Annotated in this window: 24 protein-coding genes and 1 pseudogene; 8 read left to right on the top strand and 17 right to left on the bottom strand. The window is 64.5% G+C overall.

Annotated features, from left to right (window positions below):
- Positions 1 to 38: 38 nt before the first annotated feature.
- From ACEU5R_RS14435 to ACEU5R_RS14455, 5 genes are read left to right on the top strand one after another with little or no spacing between them, the layout of a single operon-like run.
- Positions 39 to 968: a LysR family transcriptional regulator gene (locus ACEU5R_RS14435; protein ID WP_392410642.1), complete on the top strand. Its 930-nt coding sequence runs from the start codon at positions 39 to 41 to the stop codon at positions 966 to 968.
- Between the two features lie 10 nt (positions 969 to 978).
- On the top strand, positions 979 to 1,560 hold the full coding sequence (locus ACEU5R_RS14440) for an NUDIX hydrolase (RefSeq protein WP_103272700.1): 582 nt from the start codon (positions 979 to 981) through the stop codon (positions 1,558 to 1,560).
- Complete coding sequence (aat, locus tag ACEU5R_RS14445) at positions 1,557 to 2,327, top strand: leucyl/phenylalanyl-tRNA--protein transferase (RefSeq protein WP_392410643.1); 771 nt, start codon at positions 1,557 to 1,559, stop codon at positions 2,325 to 2,327. Before ACEU5R_RS14440 ends, aat begins: the two co-directional genes overlap by 4 nt.
- A gap of 53 nt (positions 2,328 to 2,380) precedes the next feature.
- Positions 2,381 to 3,118 carry an arginyltransferase gene (locus ACEU5R_RS14450; protein ID WP_103272698.1) on the top strand — a complete coding sequence of 246 codons (738 nt, stop codon included), beginning with the start codon at positions 2,381 to 2,383 and terminating at the stop codon, positions 3,116 to 3,118.
- 48 nt (positions 3,119 to 3,166) lie between these two features.
- The gene (locus tag ACEU5R_RS14455; protein WP_392410644.1) at positions 3,167 to 4,213 is read left to right on the top strand and encodes a quinone-dependent dihydroorotate dehydrogenase; all 1,047 of its coding nucleotides are present in this window, start codon (positions 3,167 to 3,169) and stop codon (positions 4,211 to 4,213) included.
- A gap of 370 nt (positions 4,214 to 4,583) precedes the next feature.
- On the opposite strand, the gene ACEU5R_RS14460 is transcribed toward ACEU5R_RS14455, so the two are convergent.
- The 13 genes from ACEU5R_RS14460 to ACEU5R_RS14520 are packed head-to-tail and all read right to left on the bottom strand — an operon-like array spanning position 4,584 to position 16,913.
- The gene (locus ACEU5R_RS14460) at positions 4,584 to 4,829 is read right to left on the bottom strand and encodes a DUF2274 domain-containing protein (protein WP_000108283.1); all 246 of its coding nucleotides are present in this window, start codon (positions 4,827 to 4,829) and stop codon (positions 4,584 to 4,586) included.
- Positions 4,826 to 6,106: a TrbI/VirB10 family protein gene (locus ACEU5R_RS14465; RefSeq protein WP_003092274.1), complete on the bottom strand. Its 1,281-nt coding sequence runs from the start codon at positions 6,104 to 6,106 to the stop codon at positions 4,826 to 4,828. The genes ACEU5R_RS14460 and ACEU5R_RS14465 overlap by 4 nt, the downstream gene beginning before the upstream one ends.
- Before the next feature lie 2 nt (positions 6,107 to 6,108).
- Positions 6,109 to 7,101, bottom strand: a complete 993-nt coding sequence (gene trbG / locus ACEU5R_RS14470) for a P-type conjugative transfer protein TrbG (protein WP_000776560.1) — start codon at positions 7,099 to 7,101, stop codon at positions 6,109 to 6,111.
- A complete protein-coding gene (gene trbF / locus ACEU5R_RS14475) occupies positions 7,098 to 7,802 on the bottom strand; it encodes a conjugal transfer protein TrbF (RefSeq protein ID WP_001211312.1) in 705 nt (234 codons plus the stop codon). Before trbF ends, trbG begins: the two co-directional genes overlap by 4 nt.
- A gap of 18 nt (positions 7,803 to 7,820) precedes the next feature.
- The gene (trbL, locus tag ACEU5R_RS14480) at positions 7,821 to 9,188 is read right to left on the bottom strand and encodes a P-type conjugative transfer protein TrbL (protein ID WP_001000746.1); all 1,368 of its coding nucleotides are present in this window, start codon (positions 9,186 to 9,188) and stop codon (positions 7,821 to 7,823) included.
- On the bottom strand, positions 9,185 to 9,511 hold the full coding sequence (locus ACEU5R_RS14485) for a hypothetical protein (protein WP_014603538.1): 327 nt from the start codon (positions 9,509 to 9,511) through the stop codon (positions 9,185 to 9,187). The genes trbL and ACEU5R_RS14485 overlap by 4 nt, the downstream gene beginning before the upstream one ends.
- A gap of 12 nt (positions 9,512 to 9,523) precedes the next feature.
- Positions 9,524 to 10,267, bottom strand: coding sequence for a P-type conjugative transfer protein TrbJ (gene trbJ / locus ACEU5R_RS14490; RefSeq protein ID WP_003092277.1), 744 nt, complete (start codon positions 10,265 to 10,267; stop codon positions 9,524 to 9,526).
- Positions 10,264 to 12,714, bottom strand: a complete 2,451-nt coding sequence (gene trbE / locus ACEU5R_RS14495) for a conjugal transfer protein TrbE (protein WP_000933135.1) — start codon at positions 12,712 to 12,714, stop codon at positions 10,264 to 10,266. The genes trbJ and trbE overlap by 4 nt, the downstream gene beginning before the upstream one ends.
- A 12-nt stretch (positions 12,715 to 12,726) precedes the next feature.
- The gene (locus ACEU5R_RS14500) at positions 12,727 to 12,996 is read right to left on the bottom strand and encodes a VirB3 family type IV secretion system protein (RefSeq protein ID WP_003092280.1); all 270 of its coding nucleotides are present in this window, start codon (positions 12,994 to 12,996) and stop codon (positions 12,727 to 12,729) included.
- Positions 12,993 to 13,379, bottom strand: coding sequence for a TrbC/VirB2 family protein (locus ACEU5R_RS14505; RefSeq protein ID WP_000150010.1), 387 nt, complete (start codon positions 13,377 to 13,379; stop codon positions 12,993 to 12,995). The genes ACEU5R_RS14500 and ACEU5R_RS14505 overlap by 4 nt, the downstream gene beginning before the upstream one ends.
- Positions 13,376 to 14,446, bottom strand: coding sequence for a P-type conjugative transfer ATPase TrbB (trbB, locus tag ACEU5R_RS14510; RefSeq protein ID WP_023093367.1), 1,071 nt, complete (start codon positions 14,444 to 14,446; stop codon positions 13,376 to 13,378). Before trbB ends, ACEU5R_RS14505 begins: the two co-directional genes overlap by 4 nt.
- Positions 14,443 to 14,919 (bottom strand): ribbon-helix-helix protein, CopG family, encoded by a 477-nt coding sequence (locus ACEU5R_RS14515; RefSeq protein WP_000085131.1) that lies wholly within the window; start codon positions 14,917 to 14,919, stop codon positions 14,443 to 14,445. The genes trbB and ACEU5R_RS14515 overlap by 4 nt, the downstream gene beginning before the upstream one ends.
- Positions 14,916 to 16,913 carry a conjugal transfer protein TraG gene (locus ACEU5R_RS14520; protein WP_001163195.1) on the bottom strand — a complete coding sequence of 666 codons (1,998 nt, stop codon included), beginning with the start codon at positions 16,911 to 16,913 and terminating at the stop codon, positions 14,916 to 14,918. The genes ACEU5R_RS14515 and ACEU5R_RS14520 overlap by 4 nt, the downstream gene beginning before the upstream one ends.
- Positions 16,914 to 17,218: 305 nt before the next feature.
- On the opposite strand from ACEU5R_RS14520, the gene ACEU5R_RS14525 reads away from it, so the two are divergent.
- The 3 genes and pseudogenes from ACEU5R_RS14525 to ACEU5R_RS14535 form a co-directional block, all read left to right on the top strand.
- The gene (locus ACEU5R_RS14525) at positions 17,219 to 18,124 is read left to right on the top strand and encodes a LysR family transcriptional regulator (RefSeq protein ID WP_023093368.1); all 906 of its coding nucleotides are present in this window, start codon (positions 17,219 to 17,221) and stop codon (positions 18,122 to 18,124) included.
- Between the two features lie 281 nt (positions 18,125 to 18,405).
- Positions 18,406 to 18,936 carry a hypothetical protein gene (locus tag ACEU5R_RS14530; protein WP_000043569.1) on the top strand — a complete coding sequence of 177 codons (531 nt, stop codon included), beginning with the start codon at positions 18,406 to 18,408 and terminating at the stop codon, positions 18,934 to 18,936.
- A gap of 101 nt (positions 18,937 to 19,037) precedes the next feature.
- Positions 19,038 to 19,217, top strand: a pseudogene (locus ACEU5R_RS14535) (integrase core domain-containing protein); the annotation flags it as partial.
- A gap of 228 nt (positions 19,218 to 19,445) precedes the next feature.
- Here ACEU5R_RS14535 and ACEU5R_RS14540 read toward each other — a convergent pair.
- The 4 genes from ACEU5R_RS14540 to ACEU5R_RS14555 all read right to left on the bottom strand — a co-directional run.
- Entirely contained in the window at positions 19,446 to 19,763 is a 318-nt protein-coding gene (locus ACEU5R_RS14540) for a multidrug efflux SMR transporter (RefSeq protein ID WP_000539741.1), read from the bottom strand.
- A 58-nt stretch (positions 19,764 to 19,821) separates the two neighbouring features.
- Positions 19,822 to 20,085, bottom strand: a complete 264-nt coding sequence (locus ACEU5R_RS14545) for an EexN family lipoprotein (RefSeq protein WP_000717310.1) — start codon at positions 20,083 to 20,085, stop codon at positions 19,822 to 19,824.
- Positions 20,086 to 20,117: 32 nt separating this feature from the next.
- Positions 20,118 to 21,023, bottom strand: coding sequence for a LysR family transcriptional regulator (locus tag ACEU5R_RS14550; RefSeq protein WP_000405670.1), 906 nt, complete (start codon positions 21,021 to 21,023; stop codon positions 20,118 to 20,120).
- 93 nt (positions 21,024 to 21,116) lie between these two features.
- Positions 21,117 to 22,458 (bottom strand): efflux transporter outer membrane subunit (locus ACEU5R_RS14555; protein WP_392410645.1); only part of this gene is annotated, 1,342 nt, incomplete at its 5' end.

Genomic DNA, 22,458 nt, shown 5'->3' on the forward strand with positions numbered 1-22,458 from the left:
CAAAATCGCAAATTATTGTTCCCAAAAAGGAAACAATCTTGGATACGCATACCGCCATGCAGACCTACGCCAAGGTCGTGGAACTGGGCTCCTTCGCCGCCGCCGCGGACAAGATGGGCCAGGCCCGCTCCGTGGTGACGCGCCAGATCGCCTATCTGGAACAAAAGTACGGCGTGCGGCTGCTCAACCGCACTACCCGCAAGCTCAGCATGACGGACGCCGGACGCGCCTTCTATGAACGCGTGCGCCCGATACTGGCCGAGGTGGCGGACCTGGAGCAGGCCCTGCAGGCCGAAGGCCAGCGCCCCAGCGGCCGGCTGCGCATCAGCGCCCCCGTGTCCTTCGGCATCCTGCACCTGGGGCCGGCCATCGCCGAATACCTGCAGCAGTACCCGGACGTGGTCATCGACCTGGACCTGAACGACCGCGTGGTGGACCTGGTGGAAGACGGCTACGACGTGGCCGTGCGCATCGGCCCATTGCAGGACTCCTCGCTGGTGGCGCGGCCACTGGCGCCGCAGCGACTGCTGGTCTGCGCCTCGCCCGACTACCTGCGCCGGCATAGCACGCCGGCCACGCCCGAGGACCTGAAGCTTCACCGCTGCCTGCACTACGCCTACGCCAGCACCGGCAACGAATGGCATTTCGAGAAGGACGGACAGGTGAGGCTGCTGCGCGTGAACGCGGCGCTGCGGGCCAACAACGGCGACGTGCTGCGCACCGCCGCGCTGGCCGGGCATGGCGTCATCCTGCAACCGGAGTTCCTGGTTGGCGAGGACGTGCGCGCCGGCCGCCTCACCGAGATCCTGACGGACTACACGAACACCTCCATCGCCATGTATGCCGTGTATCCGCACCGCCGCTTTCTGTCCCCAAAAGTCCGCTCCTTCGTCGAGCACCTGGAGGCGCGTTTCGCCGCGCCCCGCCCGATGCCCGCCCCCGGCGCAGCGAAGCGCCGCAGCCGGTAGAATCCTGTCCATGACCGCAAAATCGCCCATCGAGTATTTCCCCGCGCCGCGCCGGGCGCGCTTCTGCAGCCAATGCGGTTCGCCCGTGAACCGCCGCGTGCCCGAAGGCGACAACCGCGAGCGCGACATCTGCGACCATTGCGGCGCGATCCACTACCAGAACCCCCGGCTGGTGGTCGGCACGGTTCCGGTCTGGGAAAACCGCGTGCTGCTGTGCCGGCGCGCGATCGAACCGCGCTACAACACCTGGACGCTGCCGGCGGGCTTCATGGAATTGGGCGAAAGCACCGCGCAGGGCGCGGCGCGCGAAACGCTGGAAGAATCCGGCGCCCGCATCGAACTGGGCGAGATCTACACCATCATCGACGTGCCGCAGATCGAGCAGGTGCATGTGTTCTACCTGGCGCAGGCGCTGGGCCCCGAGCTGGATCCCGGCCCCGAGAGCCTGGAAGCGCGCTACTACGACGAGGCCGAGATCCCCTGGGACGATCTGGCCTTCCGCACGGTGTCCAGCACCCTGCGCCGCTACTTCGAAGACCGCAAGCATGGCGCCTTCGGCCCGCATCACTACACCCTAGAATCGCACCGTTGAAGCTGCCCTGGCTCGCCGCAGACACGCCGTTTCCGCCCGCGGAGTTCGCGCTGACGGAACCGGACGGCCTGCTCGCGGCCGGCGCCGACCTGTCGGTGCAGCGCCTGACCCAGGCCTATTCCAGCGGCATCTTCCCCTGGTACTCGGAAGGCGAGCCCGTGCTGTGGTGGAGTCCGGATCCGCGCATGGTGCTGGAGTGCGCGCATTTCTCTCCCTCGCACTCGCTGCGCAAGCTGCTGCGCCAGATCGCGCGCGACGAGCACGCGGCCACGCCGCGCGTGCAGGTGCGCGTGGACACGGCCTTCGCCGAGGTCATGCGCCAATGCGCGGCGCCGCGCGACGGGCAGCCCGGCACCTGGATCACCGCCGCGATGCAGGAAGCCTACCTGGCCTGGCATCAGGCCGGCGTCGTACACAGCATCGAAACCTGGATCGACGGCGAACTGGCCGGCGGCCTGTACGGGATCAGCCTGGGGCGCATGTTCTACGGCGAATCCATGTTCACCCGCAGCACCGACGCCTCCAAGATCGCCCTGGCCTACCTGGTGCGACACCTGACGGCGCAAGGCGTGGCGCTGATCGACTGCCAGCAGCAGACCCGCCACCTGGCCAGCCTGGGCGCCCGCCCGATCGCGCGTTCGAAGTTCCTGCAACACGTGCGCGCCGCCACCGCGCAGCCGTCGCTGGCCTGGACGCCCGGCTGGCTGGACAGCGCCGGCATGCTGCATCCGCTCGCCCGCAAGGACGAGCCGGAATCCGCCGCTTAAGCGTTAATATGTAGCCGTCCCACGCGGGCCCGCCCGCGCATCCCGGGCATCCCATGAGCCAGCTAAAAGAATTACCCTTCTCCACGCTGCAGTTCTACGCGACCGCTCCCTACCCTTGCAGCTATCTGCCGGGTCGCCAGGCCCGGTCGCAAGTGGCTGCGCCCGGCCACCTGATCAACGCCGGCACGTATTCCCAGCTCGTCGAGCAGGGCTTTCGCCGCAGCGGCCTGTTCACCTACCGTCCCCATTGCGACAACTGCCAGGCCTGTGTGCCGGTGCGCGTGGACGCCGCGGCCTTCGCACCCAACCGCAGCCAGCGCCGCGCCTGGCGCGACCACCAGCCGCTGCAGTCCTTCGTGGCCGAGCTGGCCTGGTCGCCCGAGCATTACCGCCTGTACACGCGCTACCAGCAGGGCCGCCATCCCGGCGGCGGCATGGACGAGGACAGCCGCACCCAGTATGCACAGTTCCTGCTCACCAGCCGCGTCAACACGCGGCTGGTGGAATTCCGCGATCCCGCGGGCGCGCTGGTGATGGTGTCCATCATCGACGTGCTGGACGATGGCCTGTCCTCGGTCTACACCTTCTACGATCCGGACGTGCCCGGCAGCCTCGGCACCTACAGCATCCTTTGGCAGATCGAGCAGTGCCGCACGCTCAACCTGCCCTGGCTGTACCTGGGCTACTGGATCGCCGAAAGCCGCAAGATGTCCTACAAGGCCAGCTTCCACCCCGCGCAGTTCCTGGTGGACGGGCAATGGCGGGACGGCCCGCCGGCGCCGACGGCCTGAGCGGCGGCGGCGGACGGGCCGCCTCAAGACAAATTACAATCCCGCCTCATGTCTATCCTCTTCCACGCCTATCCCCTGGCCCGCCCGGCGCTGTTTGCCATGGACGCGGAAACCGCCCACGAAGTCACCTTGTCCGGGCTGCAACGCGCCTATGAGTGCGGTGCCACGCGCAAGCTGCTGCACGCGCAGCCGCAGGCGCCGACCACGCTGATGGGCATGCGGCTGGCCAATCCCATCGGCCTGGCCGCGGGGCTGGACAAGAACGGCGCCTACATCGACGCGCTCGGCAACCTGGGTTTCGGCTTCATCGAGATCGGCACCGTGACCCCGCGCGCGCAGCCCGGCAACCCCAAGCCGCGCATGTTCCGCCTGCCGCGCGCCAATGCGCTGATCAACCGGCTGGGCTTCAACAACCAGGGCCTGGACGCCTTTCTCGCCAACGTACAGCGCAGCCAGTGGCGCAAACAGGGCGGCATCCTGGGGCTGAACATCGGCAAGAACGCCGACACGCCCATCGAGCGCGCCGCCGACGATTACCTGATCGGCCTGGCAGGCGTGTATCCGCACGCCGACTACGTGACGGTCAATATTTCCTCGCCCAACACCAAGAACCTGCGCGCGCTGCAGGGCGGCGACGAGCTGTCAGCGCTGCTGGCCCAGCTGGCCGACAAGCGCAAGGCGCTCGAGGACCAGCATCAGCGCCGCGTGCCGATGGCCGTGAAGATCGCCCCGGACCTGACCCAGGAGCAGATCGACGCCATCGCCGACACGCTGCCGCGCCACGGCATCGATGGCGTCATCGCCACCAACACCACGCTGTCGCGCGATGCGGTCGCGGGCATGGCCCACGCCGAGGAAGCGGGCGGCCTGTCGGGTGCGCCCGTGCACGAGCTGTCGCTGGCGGTGATCCGGCGCCTGAAGGAACAGTTGGGAAGCCGCATGGCCATCATCGGCGTGGGCGGCGTGCTGTCCGGCAAAGCGGCCCAGGAAAAGATGCAGGCCGGCGCCGACGCGGTGCAGCTCTACACCGGCCTGATCTATCGCGGCCCGGCGCTGGTGGGCGAATGCGTCAAGGCGGTCGCCGGCGCGCGCTGAGCGACCCGCGATCCCGGCCTGCACGGGCCGGGGCCTCGCCCCCCCCTCTTGGGCCGAAGGCACGCAAATCGCAGGCAAAAAAGTGCCGGTGTCAATTCTTTCGCGCAAATCAAGAAGGACTTGAAACCGTATATGGGACAGTAGGTTAGCTCCTTTCGGGGCCGCTTAGAAGAAGAGCGGCGTTGTCGGCTAGGAGCGACATAGGAGCGTTGGGAGAGAAAGCCGCATCGCACTGTGTAGTGCTGGATTGCCGAGGAACGGCGGGCCTGTCGCATCATCATAGCCCAACAGGCTCGGCGGCATCCAGAATGAAGAACGCGCAGCCTGGGCTGCGCGTTCGATGGATGCCGTTGAATAGCATGCGGTGCAATCATGGCGGCTTCGGTGGTGTGCTGCGGGTCGCCGTGCCCTTCCTGAATCCTCGATCCCCCGCCATGAACGCTTCCAGCATATGCGGGATCAGCGTCGCCGCATCAACGGCCTCGCCATACGCCTGCGCGTGTAGCGCGGCGTAGCGGTCGAGGTCGACTTTCAAGCTGGTCGGGCAAACGAAAGTCAGCTTGGTGCTCTCGGTCTTCGGCAGCGGGCCGAGCCGCAGCTTCTTGGTCGTGCTCATCGTGAAGTCCCCCGGTTGAAGAACAGCGGCTGGTACGGCCGCAGCACCAGATCCCGGTTGACGATGATGCGAACCGGCAGGCCCGGCCGTTGCGTTAAGGTCGGCTGGATGTTGAGGTTGCGCCGGGTCATCTCCTGGCCGACCTGATTGATGCTGTCCTGCGCGCTGTCGCGCCCAGCGATGATGACGCGATCACCATCCTGCCGGTTCTCCGGCGCGGCCAGCTCGGCACCGACGCCCAGCAGCGTGGTGAGTGCCGCACCGGCAAAGATGCGGCCCCAGTGGTAGTCCACATCGTCCTCCAGCCCGGCATAGCCGGCTGGGTCGGTGCCGGCCAGGTTGTCGAGCGTGAGCGAAGACGTGTCCGGCAGGATGATCCGGTTCCAGACGACTTGAACGCGGCTCTGCCCGTAGCTGACCTGGCTGTTGTATTTGCCCAGGATGCGCGAACCCTGCGGAATCAGCAGGAAGCGCCCGGTGGCTGTGTCATAGACCGGCTCCGTCACCGTGGCGATCACGTCGCCGGGCAAGTCCGACTTGATGCCCGTCACCAAGGCACCTGCGACCACTGTTCCGGCCATAACCTGATACGGCGAAATTGGCAGAGTCAGATTGCCGGAATTACGGGTTTCAGTGGGGCCAGCTTTCATGAAAGCCTCTTTCTGGTCTTGCCGGTTTTGCACCGCTGTCGGGTCAGCAGGTTGGGCCGCCGTGGAGGCCGGCCCGGCCGCCAGCGGGTCAAACGCCGCATTGGCGGCGAAGCCCGGCGCAGCGGCCACCTGTGTCTGCGCTACCGGCGCCGCATTCTGCCCACCCGAGCGGAAGAACACGGACGAGGCCGCGGCCGCCTCGGCTTCTTTTCGCAGGGCATCGTTCGGGTCGTGACCGGGGGCCGCGTAGGCAGCCGTCGCCGGTTGCTGCGACTTCACGATAGCCGGGCCAAGATCGCCCGGCAGCGGTGGCCCTAGTTCGGGAACGGCAGGCAGCAACGCCGGCGGCAGCTTGGAATAGTCCGTCGGCAGCGCATCCAGTCCTTCCGACTTTGACACGCGATCGACGTTGTAAAGCTCGGTCTGCTCGCCTGTGCTGCGTCGATGAGGTTGCAGCGACCACATCAGCGCGCCGAGCACGGCGACCGCTAGGACGCCGGCAAGGATGGCCAGCGAGCGCCGGTTCAGGCGTGTGACTGGACGCGGCTGGGCGCGCAGCGCCACTGCCTCCGGCGCCACCTTGTCCGCCTGCGGCGCGGCAAGGTCGGGAGTGTCATCCTGGCTCATGGTCAGTTCCTCCGTGCAACACCATCGGTGCGCTCGATCCGCACCACGTCGCCGCCATCGCCGCCCAGCCGCAGTTCGGCCGCGCCGAACAGGCGATCCACGACGTAGTACGGCGAGCGAAAACGGTAGTTCACCAGTTGCCCGTCGCCCTGCGCGCCGATGACAAACAGCGGCGGCAGCTCGCCCTGGGCGATGCCCGGCGGGAACTGGATATAGACCTTCTCTCCATCATCGAAGGCGCGCAGAGGCTTCCACGGCGGGTTGCTGCCCGATACCGCGTAGCGGAAGCGGATCTTGTCCAGCGACAGGCCCGTATCGACAGGCGTTGTTGCCTGCGCTGCCTGCGCCTGGCGCTGCAACGCGAGCATTCGGTCTTTCGGATAGTCCCAGGACACCGACGCCATCCATGCCCTCTCGGTCGAGGTCAGCTCCAGCAGGTAGGTGCGCCGACTGGTGGTGATGACGAGATTGGTTTTCAGACCGGAGCGGATAGGCTTGACCAGCACATTGACGCGCAGATCGGCCCCGCCGCCGCTGGACGTGTCGCCCACGATCCAGCGCACGGTATCGCCGGCGGCGACCGTTACCAGTTCCTCGCCCGGTTGAAGCGAAACCACCGTCACGCGCCCCGGCGACGCATAGACCTGATAAAGCGCGCCATCGGTGAACGGCCACACCTGAATCGCGTTGACGTAGCCCTCACGGGTAGGCGCGATACGCGCTTCTGCATTGGCACGGGAAACGCGCACCTTTTCGTCGGCCGGCTCCGGCGCAACGGGGGCCTCATCGAGTTCCGGCAGGGGCTTCAACTGCGCCGGCAGCGCCAGCGGTTCAGGGACGGCGACGACTTCGACGGGCTTGGGCGGTTCGGGCAACGGCTGGGCCAGCACCGTCTCGTCGAGCGAGATGGATGGCGGCGGCTTCCCCTGCGAGGCGCAGCCCGCGAGGGCCAGCAGCGTCAAAGGAACAACGTAAAGGCGGAAACGAAGTTTCATGGTTTGGCTCCTTCGGAAGAATCCAGTTCGCGGCTCCATGACAGGCCGTTGACGTAGATACCCAATGGGTTCTTGAGCAGGCGCTGTTCAGTACGCGGGGTTTGCAGGACGGTCGAAAGCACGGCGTTCCAGCGTTCGGTGCCGGCGGGCGCACCGTTGACATAGCGCTGCTCTGTCCAGCGCACGTTGAAAGACGTGTCGCTCGCGCGAACCACGCTGGTGATTTGCACCGTTACCGATTCCTTGCCGATGCGGGCGAATGGGTCATTGGTGCGGGCGTAGTCGTTGAGCACCGCCGCGCCCTTGTCGGTGGTGTAGTCGTAGGCATCGAGCCAGTTCTGCCGCACCACGATGGGGTCGATGGACAGCGAGCGAACCAGCGTCACGAAGCGCGCCAGGTGGTGCGCGATCTGCGCGTCGCCGGGCCGGTACGGCGTGGCGGCCTCTCCCACGGCGCGCACCTGCCCGGCTTGATCGACCTCGATGACATAGGGCGTCACGATGGACTGCGCCGAGCGCCACACCAGGCCGCCGGCCATCAACAGCGCGAGCACTAGGCAGCCGAAGGCCATCAGGCGCCAATTCTTCGCCTGCACGCGGGCGGAGCCGATACGGTCGTCCCACACCTGGGCGGCGGCTTGATACGGGGTGGCAGGCTGCGGCGTATCGGCGTAGCGCACCTGCGGTCGTTTGAATCGCATGGGTGTTCTCCTTGAAGGTTAGGTATCGGAATCCCGCAGGCTCGGGCCTTGCCCGGAGCCGCCGCCGTCGCCGCCGCGCAGCGTGTGGGCGGCAGTGGTCGCGGCATGGGTAGCCTGCTGGCGGCGGTGCATCCGCTTGGCCCAGGCCGGTTGCTCTTGCTTCTGCGAGCCTGCGGTGCCGTCTGCGGTCTGGCCGGGGCCAGCACCGTCGCTGCCGGCTTCTGTGCCGTTCCAGCCAGCGCGGAAGGAGTCGGCCACCTTCTGCCCAACAGCGGAAGCACCAGAGGTGACGCTGCGGCCTGCGGCTTGTGCGCCAGTCTTGGCGACATTGCCGAGGCCAGCCGCCGCGCCCTTGGCACCGCCGCCGGCCGCAGCGGAACCGGCCTGGAACGCCGATCGGGCACTGCCGGCCGCCGAAGTCGCGGCACGCGCACCGGCACCGGCCAGCTTTGCGGCCGCCGGGGCCATTCGTGCCCCGGCCATGACGGCGCCGCCCACGCCCGTTACGGCGGCGCCGATGGCAACGCCGGTGCCGACAGCCCCGACCGCAGCACCAGCCATCGCGCCCGCACCAAGCTGTGGCGCACCGGACACCAGGCCGGTGGCGATACCGGGGCCGAAAATGCCCAGCGCCAGCAGCGCGAGCGAGGCCAGCATCACGACCAGCGCGTGGTCGATGGATGGTTCGTCGGGATGCACCTGGAACTCGGCGAACAGGCCTGAACCGATGCCGACGATGACGGCCAGCACCAAGACCTTGATGCCTGACGACACCACGTTGCCTAGCACCTTTTCCGCGAGGAACGAGGTCTTGTTCCAGAGTGCAAACGGGATCAAGACGAAGCCGGCGAGCGTAGTCAGTTTGAACTCGATCAGCGTGATGAAAAGCTGTACGGCCAGCACGAAGAAGCAGAGGATCACCACCAGCCAGGCGATGAACAGAACCACGATAGGGTCGATGTTCACGAACACCTCGGGGAACCCAGCCATGTCCCCGATCTGTTCCAGAATCGGCGCGGCTGCGTCGATGCCGGTCTTCGCCAGCCGGCCCGGCTGAAGGAAGTTCTCCATCGTGATGGCCGAGCCGGTAGCGGTAATTCCCAAGCCGGCGAACGAGCGGAACACGATGCTCGCCAGCCAGTTGAAGTTGCCGATGATGTAGGCGAACGCGCCGACACAGAGCACCTTGCGCAGCAGCTTGGCGATCACGTCGTCGCCCTGGCCGGTGGCGTGGCTCATGGCCCAATACAGGCCAGCGATCGTCATGTCGATGACGATGAGCGTGGCGGTGAGAAATGCCACTTCGCCCTGCAATAAGCCGAAGCCCGAGTCGATGTAGCGCGAGAACGTATCGAGGAAACGGTCGATGATGGTCACGTCGTTCATGGCGAATCCTCGGGCGGAGTGAGCGGAACGGCGCCCTCTGGCAATTCATCTGCGGGCGTATCGAAGCTCGGCGGAATCGGCGGGAGTTCAGCCAGCGAGTTGTATTCATCCGGCCCGGTATGGCCGGCGAAGAAGCGCCGCCGGAAGGCTTCAGCGGCGGCGCGGCAGGCATCCTCGCCCACGGCCTGCCGGTCGGCCGCGCATTGCCCGCGCAACGCCTTGAGCCGCACCGGATCTGCGGCCAGGGCGTCGGCCAGGTTCTCGGCCGGCTGCTGGCCGCACGCGGTCAGCAGCACGGCCATCAGGACGGAAGCGCATCGCATGGCCGCCTCCGGTCAGTTGTTATAGAAGTTGACGGACTGCGGCGTGTACGGCGTGCCGGTGCCCAGAAAGCGCCGCCGCACTTCGCGGGCGCGCTCCATAGCCGCCGCTTGCCGCGCCAGTTCCAGTGAAGCGGCCCGGTCTTGCGTGATCTGGAGCTGCTGCGCCTGGATCGACTGCTTGGCCTGCAAAGCCAGGAGCTGGTTCGTCGCCTGCATCGCTTGCAGCGCGCCGGTGGCCGACTGGCTCTGGCTCACGAGATCGGCCAGCGCGCTTTCGTCTTGGGCGAGGTTCTGCGACACCTGCGCCTGCATCCGCATCGCGGTGTGCAAGCCGTTCAAGGTGTTCTGCCAGCGTTCGCGGGCGTCCTGTGCCATGCGGTCGCCGCTGATGGTGGCGGCGTACTGTTCCGGGTACAGGCGGGCGAACGTGGCATCCATGCTCTGCACGTCGTAGGCCAAGCCGCGCGCCTCGGCGATCAGGCGCTCGGTGGTGGCGAGCGTCGAGCGCAGGCGGTTGACGATGTTGAAGTCGAGATTTGCCAGGTTCCTGGCCTGGTTCATCAACATCTGCGCCTCGTTCTGAAGCTGGTTGATCTGGTTGTTGATCTGTTCCAGCGTGCGCACGGCGGTCAGCGTGTTCTGCACGAAGTTGGACGGGTCGAACACCGTCAGCGCGGATGCGGGCTGCACGGCCAGCAGCGATACCGACAGCACGGCAGCGAGTGAGACAGAGAGCAAACGGGGCTTGGTCTTCATGGTGAAACCTCCAGCGGTTGAGAAGCGAGAAAGGAAGCTGCCGCCGGAGCGGACGGCAGCAGGTCGGCGGCCCAGCCGAGGCCGCGATGGCGCAGCCACGCGCCGGCGAAGCCGGGAGCGCCGGCCTGCGTCAGCACGCGGTCAATATCGCGTTGGTCTTGAGGGGTGGATGCGCCCGCGAATGCGAGCGCGACAGGCCCCAGGTCGAGGTCGAACAGGCGATTGCCGAGGCGCGACTGGTAGTAGTAATCGCGCTTGGGCTGTGCGGTCGCCACGATCTCAATCTGGCGGCTGTTCAAGCCGAAGCCTTCGTAGATCGTGCGAATCTGCGGCTCGGTGGCCTGCGGGTTAGGTAAGAAGATCCTGCTCGCGCAGCTTTCGATGATGGCTGGCGCGATGGTCGAGTCCTTGATGTCGGCCAGCGACTGCGTGGCAAAGATGACGCTGACGTTCTTTTTTCTGAGCGTCTTGAGCCATTGCCGGATGCGGGCCGCGAAGGACGGCTCATCGAGGAACAGCCACGCTTCATCGAGGATCAGCAGCGTGGGCGCGCCGTCAAAACGTTCGTCGAAGCGGGCGAACAGGTAGCGCAGCACTGCTTGCACGGCGGCGGGGCTGTGCATCAGTTCTTCCATCTCAAAGCCCTGCACGTCGGCCATGCCCAGCCGGTCGTGGTCAGCGTCCAGCAGCTTGCCGTGGGCGCCGCCCAACACATAGGGCGCGAGCGCTTGGCGCAGCGCGTTGGACTGCAATAACACCGACAAGCCGGTCATGGTGCGCTGCTCCACTGGCGCACCGGCAAGGCTTCGCAGCGCCGACCAAATGGCAGCCTTCTCGTCCGGGCCGACCGTCACGCCTTCGTGCAGCAGCCGGCCCTCCACCCATTCGGCGGCCCAGGTGCGGTAGCCCTCGTGGGCTATTCGCGCGAGTGGCTGGAAGGCGATGCCGCCATCGGCACCGAGGTCGTAGTGCTCACCGCCAAGGCCGAGGATGGTGGCGCGCATCGAGCGCCCCATGTCGAAGGCGAAGATCCGCGAGCCGAAGTAGCGCCGGAACTGCATGGCCAATATGGCGAGCAGCACCGACTTGCCCATGCCGGTCGGCCCGGCGACAAGGGTGTGCCCCACGTCGCCGATGTGCGTCACCAGCCGGAACGGCGTCGCGCCATCGGTGCGGGTGACGATCAGCGGCGGGCCATCGAGGTGTTCGTTCTTCTCCGGCCCAGCCCATACCGCTGACATCGGCATCATGTGCGCCAGGTTCAGCGTCGAAACGATGGGCTGACGCACGTTCGCGTATGCGTTGCCGGGGACGGACGACAGCCAGGCATCGACTGCGTTGAGGGTTTCGGGGATGGTCACGAAACCCCGGCCCTGGATGACGCGCTCCACCATGCGCAGCTTCTCGTCGGCCACGGCCGGGTCGGCGTCGAGCACCGTCACCGTGGCGGTGAGGTAGCCGAAGGCGACTTGATCGCTGCCCAGCTCCTGCAAGGCGGCATCGGCGTCGGCGGCCTTGTTGCTGGCATCGGTATCGACCAGCGGGCTTTCCTGCTGAAAGATCGTTTCGCGCAGCAGCGCGATGACGTTCTTGCGCTTGGCGAACCATTGGCGCCGCAAGCGCCCCAATTCCCGTTCCGCCTCGGCTTTGTCCAGGCACAGGAAGCGCGTACTCCAGCGATACGCAAAGCCCAGGCGGTTGAGGTCGTCCAAGATCCCCGGCCAGGTCGAGGTCGGGAAGCCTCGTACCGACACCACGCGCAGGTGCTGATCGCCCAGCATGGGCGCCAGGCCGCCGACCAGCGCGGCATCGGCCAGCAGTGCGTCGATATGGAACGGCACGTCGGGCACGCCGACGCGATAGCGCCGCGTGGAGACTGTGGCATGCAGGTAGGTCAGCGTCTGGCTATCGTCCAGCCAGGCAATCTCCGGCATCACACCATCGAGCAGGTCGAACACGCGATCGGTCTCTGCCACGAAGGAATCAAGCCGACCACGCCAGTCCACACCCTCAGTGGGCCGGTTCTCGTACAGCATCCCAGCCGCACGGGCGCGAGACTCTTGCGGCGGTAGGTGTTGCAACGTGAAGTGATAGACGCTCTCGAAATGGCCATCCGACTCCTCGAACGCCGCGCGTCGCTCCTCATCCACCAGCCAGGACAGTGGTTCGGGAAAGGAGGATTGCGGATAGCTCGATGCCCGCATCCGCTCGGCCTCGATATAGAAGGCCCAGCCAGACCCGGTACGGCGAAGCGCGTTGTTCTGCCGCGCCGACGTGGCAATCAGCTCGCCCTGTGTCGCACTGTCCAAGTCGGGGCCGCGAAACTGGAACGTGCGTTGAAACGAACCATCTTTGTTCAGCACAACGCCCGGCGCGACCAGCCCGGCCCAGGGCAGCCAGTCGGCAAGCAAGGCCGGGCGCTGACGATATTCGGCAAGGTTCAGCATGGCGTCCTCCCCTCACACGTCCAGAAGCGGGCGGTGTTTGATATGCCGCGCGAAGACCTGCATGAACTGCGGATCGACGCGCGCACCCCATACGGCCAGCGAGTGGCCGACGATCCAGAGCACCACGCCGGGAATCCACAGTTGCAGGCCCAGCCCGACGGCGGCGGCTAGCGTGCCGTTGGCAATCGCCACGGTGCGCGGCGCACCGCCCAGCAGGATCGGCTCGGTCAGCGAGCGATGCAGCGGCACTTCAAAGCCCGGAAGATCGGTGGCCTTACTCATACGACGGCCCCTCCGGAGAAGCTGAAGAACGACAGGAAGAACGAGGACGCGGCGAACGCGATGGACAGGCCGAACACGATCTGGATCAGCTTGCGAAAGCCGCCGCTGGTATCACCGAACGCCAGCGCAAGCCCCGTCGAGATGATGATGATCACCGCCACGATCCGGGCGACTGGCCCTTGGATGGATTCGAGGATGGAGGTCAGCGGCCCTTCCCACGGCATCGAGGAACCGGCGGCCTGCGCCGTGCCCGCCAGCAACAGCATCAGCGCGGCCAGCAGCAGCCCTTGCCCTGCGGGACGGGCCAGGTGGCGCAGCCGCGCCATGCTGGACAGGCGAGAAATAGGATTTACGGAAAGACGGAAAGCATCAACGTGCGTCATGGCAGTTCTCCAGGTTGGTCAGGGGTCGAGGAAGGCGCAGCGGCAGCGGCTGCAAGAGGAACCGGCGGCAGCTCGGGAAACGGCGTTTCCAGCGCATCTGTCAGGCGATAGCCCGCACCGTCGAAGCCGACGACACGGGAGATGGTTTCGACGTGACGTTTGCGGCCACGGCCTGCGATGTGAATCACCACGTTGACCGCCTCGGCGATCAGGGCGCGGGGCGGATTCACTGCCACTTCGAGGATCAGTTGCTCCAGACGCAGCAGTGCGCCCAAGGCGGAGCCGGCATGGATGGTGGCAATGCCGCCGGGGTGGCCGGTGCCCCAGACCTTCACCAAGTCCAGGGCTTCGCCGCCACGCACTTCGCCGACGATCACGCGGTCAGGCCGCAGGCGCATCGTGGCCCGCACCAGCTCGGTCATTGTGACGACGCCGGCGCGGGTGCGCAGCGGCACATGGTCGCGGGCCGCGCATTGCAGCTCGATGGTGTCTTCGAGCACCAGCACGCGGTCGCCTGTGGCGGCGATCTCGGCCAGCAGCGCGTTCGCCAGCGTGGTCTTGCCGGTGCTGGTGCCGCCGGCGATCAGGATGTTCTGCCGCTCGCGCACGGCGCGGCGCAGGAACTCGGCCTGCCCGGCGGTCAGGATGCCGTCGGCCACGTAGCGATCCAGGCCGATGATGCTCACGGCCCGCTTGCGTAGCGCGAAGGCTGGCCCCGGGGCGGCCGGAGGCAGGATGCCCTCGAAACGCTCGCCGGTTTCCGGCAACTCGGCGGTCAAGAGCGGCTGGCCGCGATGCACCTCCGCGCCGACATGCGCGGCGACCAGGCGGATGATGCGTTCACCATCGGCCTCGGGCATCTCCACGCCCAGCGGCGAGCGACCCGACGACAGCCGATCCACCCACAGGGTGCGATCGGGGTTGAGCATGATTTCCACAACATCCGGATCTTCGAGCGCAGCGGCGATCAGCGGCCCCATCGCCGTGCGCAGCATCTGGATGCGGCGATCCTGGGACGCCGCGGCGGATGAGCGAGATTCAGGCGGAATCTGCGGAACGGCACTCATGACGCACGCTCTGCAGCTCGCTCATCGGCGGACGCCATCGCTGCTGCGTCATCCATCCGCATCGGATCGGGGTGCAGTTCCTCCACCACGTCGCGCACCAGACTGCGGCCACGCAGCAGGTGGCGACCCAACTGCTCGACGAACTGCTCGAAGCGCGCTTTGCCCTGGGCGCGGGCCGCGTCCTTGTGGGCTTCTGGCACCGGCGTGCTGATGGTCAAGAAATAGCGGATGAACAGCGCCAGCGTTTCGATCTGGATGTTCTGGTCGCGCTCCATGCGTTCGGTCTGCCGCGACAGTCGATCCAGCCGCTTGGCAATGGCGGCCTCACGCTGGTCGCCCGCATCGGGTGACAGCCAGGACGCCAAGGCCGCTGCGACGATGGAGGACTTGGACACGCCTTTCTTGGCGGCAAGTTCATCCAGGCGCTTGGCGTGCTCGGGCTGGATGAAAAGATTGAGGCGGTATTGGCTCATAGGTCGATTCCGTCGTTGGGGTCGAGAGAAGCCAGCCGGGCCGTGCGCTGCATGGCCGGGTCGAGCTGGCCGGGAAGCGGGAGCGCCAGGTCGTCGTCATCGAGCAGCTCCAGGTCGTTCGCACACGCGTCCAACTCGGGCTCGTAGGCGACGGTTTCGGAGAGTTCGAGCTGGCGGCGCGGGCCGCCGTCATCGGTGCCGCCCGGACCATCGGCGGATACCGAGGTCGGCGCCGTAGGTACGGCCGGGATCGCCAAGCCGCTCCAGTCGTCGGGGCGGGCTGGCGGCGCGTCGGCGTACCTCCCGACTGCGAGCACGGGCGGTGGCAGGACGCGATCCTTGAAATTGGCGTCGACGTAGTAACGCAGCTTCTTCGCGCGGATCGGGGCAACGCTGGACACCATGACTACGGCGTCCTCAGGTGGAAGCTGCATCACCTCGCCGGGCGTCAGCAGCGGACGTGCAGTTTCCTGACGCGACACCATCAGGTGCCCCAGCCACGGAGCGAGGCGGTGGCCCGCGTAGTTGCGCTGCGCGCGAAGCTCGGTGGCGGTGCCGAGGGTTTCGGAAATCCTTTTCGCCGTCCTTTCGTCGTTGGTGGCGAAAGTCACCCGGACATGGCAGTTGTCGAGGATGGAATGGTTCTGCCCATACGCCTTGTCGATCTGGTTCAGGCTTTGAGCGATGAGAAAGCTGCGGATGCCGTAGCCGGCCATGAAGGCAAGCGCGGACTCGAAAAAATCGAGGCGACCCAGCGCCGGAAACTCGTCCAGCATCAGCAGCAGCTTGTGCCGGCGCGCGATGCCATCGCTGCCGTCGAGCGATTCGGTCAGCCGCCGCCCGATCTGGTTCAAGATGAGCCGGATCAGCGGCTTGGTGCGGCTTATGTCGGAGGGCGGCACCACCAGATAGAGCGATACCGGGTGCTCGGCGGAAATCAGGTCGGCGATGCGCCAATCGCAGCGCGATGTGACTTCGGCCACGGTCGGGTCGCGGTACAGGCCGAGAAACGACATGGCGGTGGAGAGCACGCCCGATCGCTCGTTGTCCGACTTGTTGAGCACTTCGCGGGCAGCGGATGCGACAACCGGGTGAGGCGCATCGCCCAGGTGCTTCGTCGTCATCATCCGGTGCAGCGTCAGCTCGAACGGACACGCCGGGTCGCTGAGGAAGTTGGCGACGCCGCGCAGCGTCTTGTCCTCGCCTGCGTACAGAACATGCAAGATTGCACCGACCAGTAGCGCGTGGCTGGTCTTCTCCCAATGATTGCGCTTCTCTAACGCACCTTCAGGGTCAACCAGAATGTCGGCGATGTTCTGCACGTCGCGCACTTCATGTGCGCCGCGCCGGACTTCAAGCAGCGGGTTGTAGGCGGCCGACTGCCTATCGGTGGGGTTGAAAAGCAGGCAGTGCGAAAAGCGCGAACGCCAGCCCGCCGTGATCTTCCAGTTCTCTCCCTTAATGTCGTGAATGACGGCGGACGCCGGCCACGAAAGCAACGTAGGCACCACCAAGCCCACGCCCTTGCCCGAGCGCGTGGGTGCGAAGCTCAGGACATGTTCCGGCCCCTCATGTCGGAGGTATTGGTCGTCGTGTTGGCCGAGGAAGACGCCCGCCGGGAGGGTCAGTCCAGCTTTGCGGATGTCGACGGCATCGGCCCAGCGTGCCGAACCATAAGTCGTAACCAGCCGCGACTGCCGAGAACGCCATACCGACATGGCGATGGCGACGAGTAAAGCGAACAAACCGCTACCACCCGCAATCGCACCGCCTGTGTCGAAGACGTGCGGCGCGTAGGCATCAAAGAAGAACCACCATTCGAACAAGCGCCACGGGTGATAAACCGGTACACCTAGAAGATCGAACCAGGGCGATCCGAGGCGTACTTGATAGCCAAGGGTCGCTGCTGTCCATTGTGTGGCGCCCCAGACGCCGGCGATCACGATGCCGATTACCACAGCGATCTGGCCGAACAGAACGTTCGTCCCTTGCATGACCTGTCCTCCGATTTCTCCTGCGCTGGTGTCTCATTGAAAGCGTTGCACAGGGGGTGTCGCAGGCGTCAGGATCGGTTCTGGGCTAGTGCCGGTCAAAGACCGTTCGCAGCACAATGGTCGAGGGAAAAGAAAGAATGAGCGCGGTGGCGAGTCAAAGAAAAGCGCCGCAAGCGAAAGCGCACTGCGGCGCATACAGAGTTCCAAGCAAGTTACCCAAAAAAAGCCGTCAATGGGCCTTGCTTCCACTCATAGGCAATATTTAGATATCATGAAAAACGATGATATTTAAGATTGGAATAAAAATGAAAAATATCAAGAGTATGGATCTCAACTTGCTCAAGGCGCTGGACGCATTGTTAGACGAACGCAATGTGACACGGGCGGCGGCCCGTCTGGGACTAACCCAGCCGGCCTTGAGTGGCATGCTGACGCGGTTGCGCGAGAGCTTCGGTGACCCGCTTTTCGCGCGCTCGCAGCGGGGTATCGTTCCAACGCAGCGGGCGCTGGATCTAGGGATGCCTGTCAAGCAGGTGCTCGCCGAAATCGACGCGCTGCTCCAGCCACCTTCCTTCAATCCGGCCACCGCACAACTGACCTTCTCCATCGCCGCGACGGACTATGCGCTGCGTGCCGTTGCTGTCCCATTTCTATCGGCACTTAAACGGCACGCACCGCGTGTACGAGTCTCATTAGTGCCAGTCGAGAGCGGGCAGCTACAGAACCAGCTTGAGCGCGGTCAGATCGATTTAGCCCTCCTGACGCCAGAGATCACTCCGCCAAATCTGCATGCCCGAGAGCTGTTCAAGGAACACTATGTGTGTGTCCTGCGGGAAGACCATCCTGCGGCTATGGGGCGCAAGCTGACCGTTAAACAGTTCTGTGCTCTCGACCATGCGCTTGTTTCCTACGATGGTGGAGGTTTCCGCGGCGTCACCGACGATGCGCTAGAACAGTTGGGCAAACGACGCAGCGTCACACTGTCGGTCAAGAGCTTTCTGATCTTGCCAGACATCCTGCGTGCCAGTGACATGGTTGCGATCTTGCCGAGCCGCTTGGTCGCCGGTATGGACAAGCTGGCTATCTCCCTGCCGCCGGTGAAGATACCGGGGTTCACCAAGACGGCTGCTTGGCACGAACGCACCCATCACGATCCAGCACATCGCTGGATACGAGCACTGCTGTTCACTTCCTGTGCTAACAACAAGTAGGCAAGATCGCTCCTATCGTCATGCTCAGCACAACTCTACCTCGCACTACAAATAAGCAATCAGTCGGCTCAATTGGAGACGCGCCCTTTCGTAGCGCCGCTGCGAGATAGCCTAGTCGGTGGATGGCAGAACCTAGGCCTTGATATCATATTTTATGATATCAAAAATAGAAACTTAGGATTTCACTTATTGCAGATGGAGGCTCATGATTTGCTCCATGACCACTTGAATGACGCAGCCACCCCTGTTGCGTCATCGACATTTTGTGAAGGAGCTTCGATATGAGCAAGCAACAGAACGCCATCCTCTGGCCCGAAGGCTACACGCCGGGCTTTACTGAGAATTTCGCCTCCAATGAGATCATCGCCGCCGGCTTGAGCGCGGCCGACGTATGGCCTCTACTCGTCACACCATCGCTGTGGCCAAGCTACTACGCCAACTCGGCTAACGTGTGCTTTCATGACGGCAAAGGCCCGGTACTGGCCGACGGCGATCGGTTTTACTTCGAGACCTTCGGCTTCCCGGTAGAGGGGCAGTGCAACGAATACGTGCCACCTGCGGATGGGCAACCCGGCCGCGTGGCCTGGCACGGCTGGTCCGGCGAGGAAGGCACAGATACGCGCCTGGATGTGCATCACGCCTGGCTGGTTGAGAACCTGGACGGCAGGCGCGTGCGCATCCTCACGCAGGAAACTCAGAAGGGCAAACCGGCCGAGGAGCTGCACAACGCCAAACCCAACCCGATGATCAACGGCCATCAGGACTGGCTCGACAGCTTGGTCGAGGCAGCGCGCAAAGCCAAGCAGGCGTAGTGGTCTCCGGCCGCTTGATCCCAAGCGTCTGAACGGAGAAAACCATGATGAGAACTCCCCTCAGGATTCTGCTGGTCCTGACTTCGCAGGCAACGATGGGCGACGAACTGCTCAACCGCGAATGGTTCCGCAGTCGGACCGAAGCGAAGGTGCTGATCGAACGTTGGCGACAGTTCTACAACGAGCAGCGGCCGCATAGCGCGCATGCTTACAAACCGCCGGCGACGATCCGGCGCAACTGGATCCAATCCGATAGCATCCCCTCCGAACTCACTGCCTGACTGGCTACAAAGTTCGTACTCAGGTCACCTTGGCGCAGGCACTGAAGGTGGAGCCACCCGGAATGGGTGCTCCCACCGCCTTACGCGCACTGGCTCGAACTCTCCCGAGGCGCCGGCAAGCTCGTCACATAGCGACTAGAGAGAGGAGGTGACCGTACGAGTTCCCAGCGCCCGATCCACTCTGGGAGCTGGGTCGCCTAGCGACTACGCTACCAATGGAGCTAGCGATCAACTCGATAACTTGAGCGTGATAACGCCCAGGATGATCAACGCCACGCCAAGGTATCGCATCAGGGAGGTTGGGTCGCCATAGAAATGAATTCCGACTAAGAAAGTTCCCGCCGCTCCGATACCCGTCCACACCGCATAAGCAGTCCCAATCGGTATCTGACGCTGAGCAAGCCATAGGAAGGCGCCGCTAATTGTCATGAAAGAGACGGCTACTGCGACCCCACTCCAACGCGATGTTGGCTCTTGCGCCATTTTCAGCCCGACCGGCCATCCGATTTCAAACAATCCAGCCAAAACAAGATAGATCCAACCCATTGCGATTCTCCTTCAAATTTTTCATATCCGGCATACATACTCCGGCATGACCACCAGCTTAGAACTTCGGCGGCTCTTTAGGCGTGGTGTGGGGCACATCGCCATCTTCGTAAAAGCGCTTTCGCGTAGCCTCGGCAACCCGGTTACATAGTTGGTCGCCCAGCATTGGTCGATCCAACTTGCATTGCTTGCGCAACTCTTTCAGACGCTCAGGATTGAGCGCTAATTCATCGACTGTCGGAAGGTTGGCTTTATCTGGTTTCCCAGATGGGCTGCAGGCTGCCAATGTCGAGGAAAGCAATATGAGAGCAATCTTCTTCATGGTTAATTTTCTTTGGGAGATTGTGTGATGGTTTACCGCCGACCTTTGGCATCTGGAGATTTGATCGAATGAACGCGTTCCATGAAGCGAGTCAGCATTTCTGACGGCTCGCTGGCCGGCCGTAGTAGATAGGTCGTGAGCATTGGCGAACGTCCAGTCAGCGGCCGTGCGACCACCCCCTGTTCCCTGCTGGCTGTGATATGCGCGCCTCCTGTGAGGCCTAGTGCAAGTCCCGCCGAAACCAGGACCATCATTAGATCGCTGGAAGTCACGCGTTCGGCAATCAGTGGCTCTATGTCCACGCGACGTAGCACCCGTTCAACTTGCCGAGCATGGCCCTCACACGCCACCGCGTCGCAGAGCACCAGCGGATACCGCAACAGCTCTTCTAGGGGAATCTGTTTGTGGGATAGCAAGGGGTGCCGTGCGGGCACAGCTACCATCAGAGGGTCACTCCACACCGGCACGGCGATGATGCCTTCGCCGACTTCATCCGATTGAGCGAAGCCGAGATCGTACAGTTCGCCACACAATCCCTTGATTTGCTGTGCCAAAGGCACCTCGAAGAAGCGAACTTCCACTTCCGGCTCTTCCTGCCGGCAGAGCGCCAACAACGCAGGCAGGCGCGATGGCGTGATTCCATCAGACAATGCAATACGGAGCTGGCAATGAAAGCCATTGGCTGCGGCGTTCACACTGTCGCGCGCCTGCTGCAAAGCTGCGAAGACACGCGGCACGCTCTCAAAGAAGAGCCTGCCCGCACGAGTCAAGCGGGTGCTCCGAGTGGTTCTCGCAAATAGCGCTACGCCCAACTCTTCCTCAAGTTCCTTGATGGCGCGCGACAGCGGCGATGTCTCTATGTGGAGGCGCTCTGCGGCTCGGGCAAAGTGCAGCTCCTCTGCCACCGCCAGAAAGTAGCGCAGGTGTCGAATTTCCATGTTCGCATTCCTCATCACTCAGGCCTCACCACCTTCGCCTTGCGTCACGCTATTTAGCTAGCCTTCGCAAGCTGCTCCAGCATGTTTCTGCGATCAAACAGGAGAGCCGGATAATGCTTTTGCCAGGACGCCCCATTGCATGGCTGTCTCGGCCCGCGTGCGGATCAGCGAAGCCTGCGCTGACAGCACCCCGGCCTCAGCCTCGGCCACCACCGTGGCGTCCACTTGTCCCGCCTCGAACAGACGTCGGCTGCGATCGAGCTGACGCTCCGCGACTGCGACACCCTCGGCCTGATGCTCCAGTGCTGCGTGCTGCGTATGCCAACCGAGATATGCGTTCTCTACGTCCTGCAAAGCACTCAACAAAGTGCGCTCGAACTCCGCACGGGCAGCTCGGCTGCGCGCCTCTCCGGTCTCGATGCCGGCACGGATCGCGCCACCATCGAAGATCGGCAACGACACCCCGGCCCCAAGTGAAAAAATGTTTCCAGTGATGCGGGTTCCCACACTCTCTACGCGCTGCCGTCCGCCGCTCAGGTCCAACACCAGCCTGGGGAAGCGTTCGCCTTCGGCTGCGTTCCAGCGCGCGGTTTCGGCGGCGAACTTCGCTTCGGCGGCGCGCACGTCGGGCCGCTCACTCAGCAGGTCCGCAGGTATGCGTGTCGGTGTCCAGTCCGGGACGGCGAGCGACGCAAGAGTTGGGGAAGCTGCAGGCGCTCCGGGCGTTTGTCCCACTAGTACATCGAGTGCATGCGTCGCCTCGCCGCGCGCACGCCGCAGTTGCTCTTGCTCCACGCGCAGTGCGACGACGCCGGCGCGGGTACGCTCGATGTCGAAGCCGGTAGCTTGTCCGGCCTCGAACTTCCGTTGCATCAGCAAGACGAGTCGTTCTGCGGATGCCAGCCGCGCCGCGGCTAGCGCTTCGAGCTCACTGGCTTGGCGCTGCTGCACAGCCGCCGACACTGTTTCAAACGCGACCTGCCACCGCGTGGCAACCCACGCTTGTTCGGCTGCCACCGCATCCAGGCGCGCACCTTCTGCTGCCTGCGAAAGCCGTCCCGACAGGTCTGCCTCCCACGATGCGGACAACGTGGCGCGGCCATCATTGCCGATTGCAACGTTCTCTGAATAGTCGCGTCCTCGAGTTGCCTGCGTGCCCGCGGACAACGAGGGGAGCAGGGAGGCCCGTGCTCGCCGCGTGGCGGCCGATGCCTCGTCCACGCGCGCTCGCGCAATCGTCAGTTCGGTATTGCGCTCCAGCGCCGCCCGGACCAAGGCATTGAGGTGCGGATCGCCGTAGGCCGTCCACCAATCGACGGGAAGAGTACGGCGGGACGATTTGTCCAAGATGCCTTCACCTCCCTCTTCATTTGAGAAATGGGCCGGTACATCCAGGCGAGGTGGATCGGCAGAGTGCGGGGCATGGCTGCAGGCC

This window comes from Achromobacter sp. 413638 (assembly GCF_043119405.1).
Classification (GTDB): domain Bacteria; phylum Pseudomonadota; class Gammaproteobacteria; order Burkholderiales; family Burkholderiaceae_B; genus Achromobacter.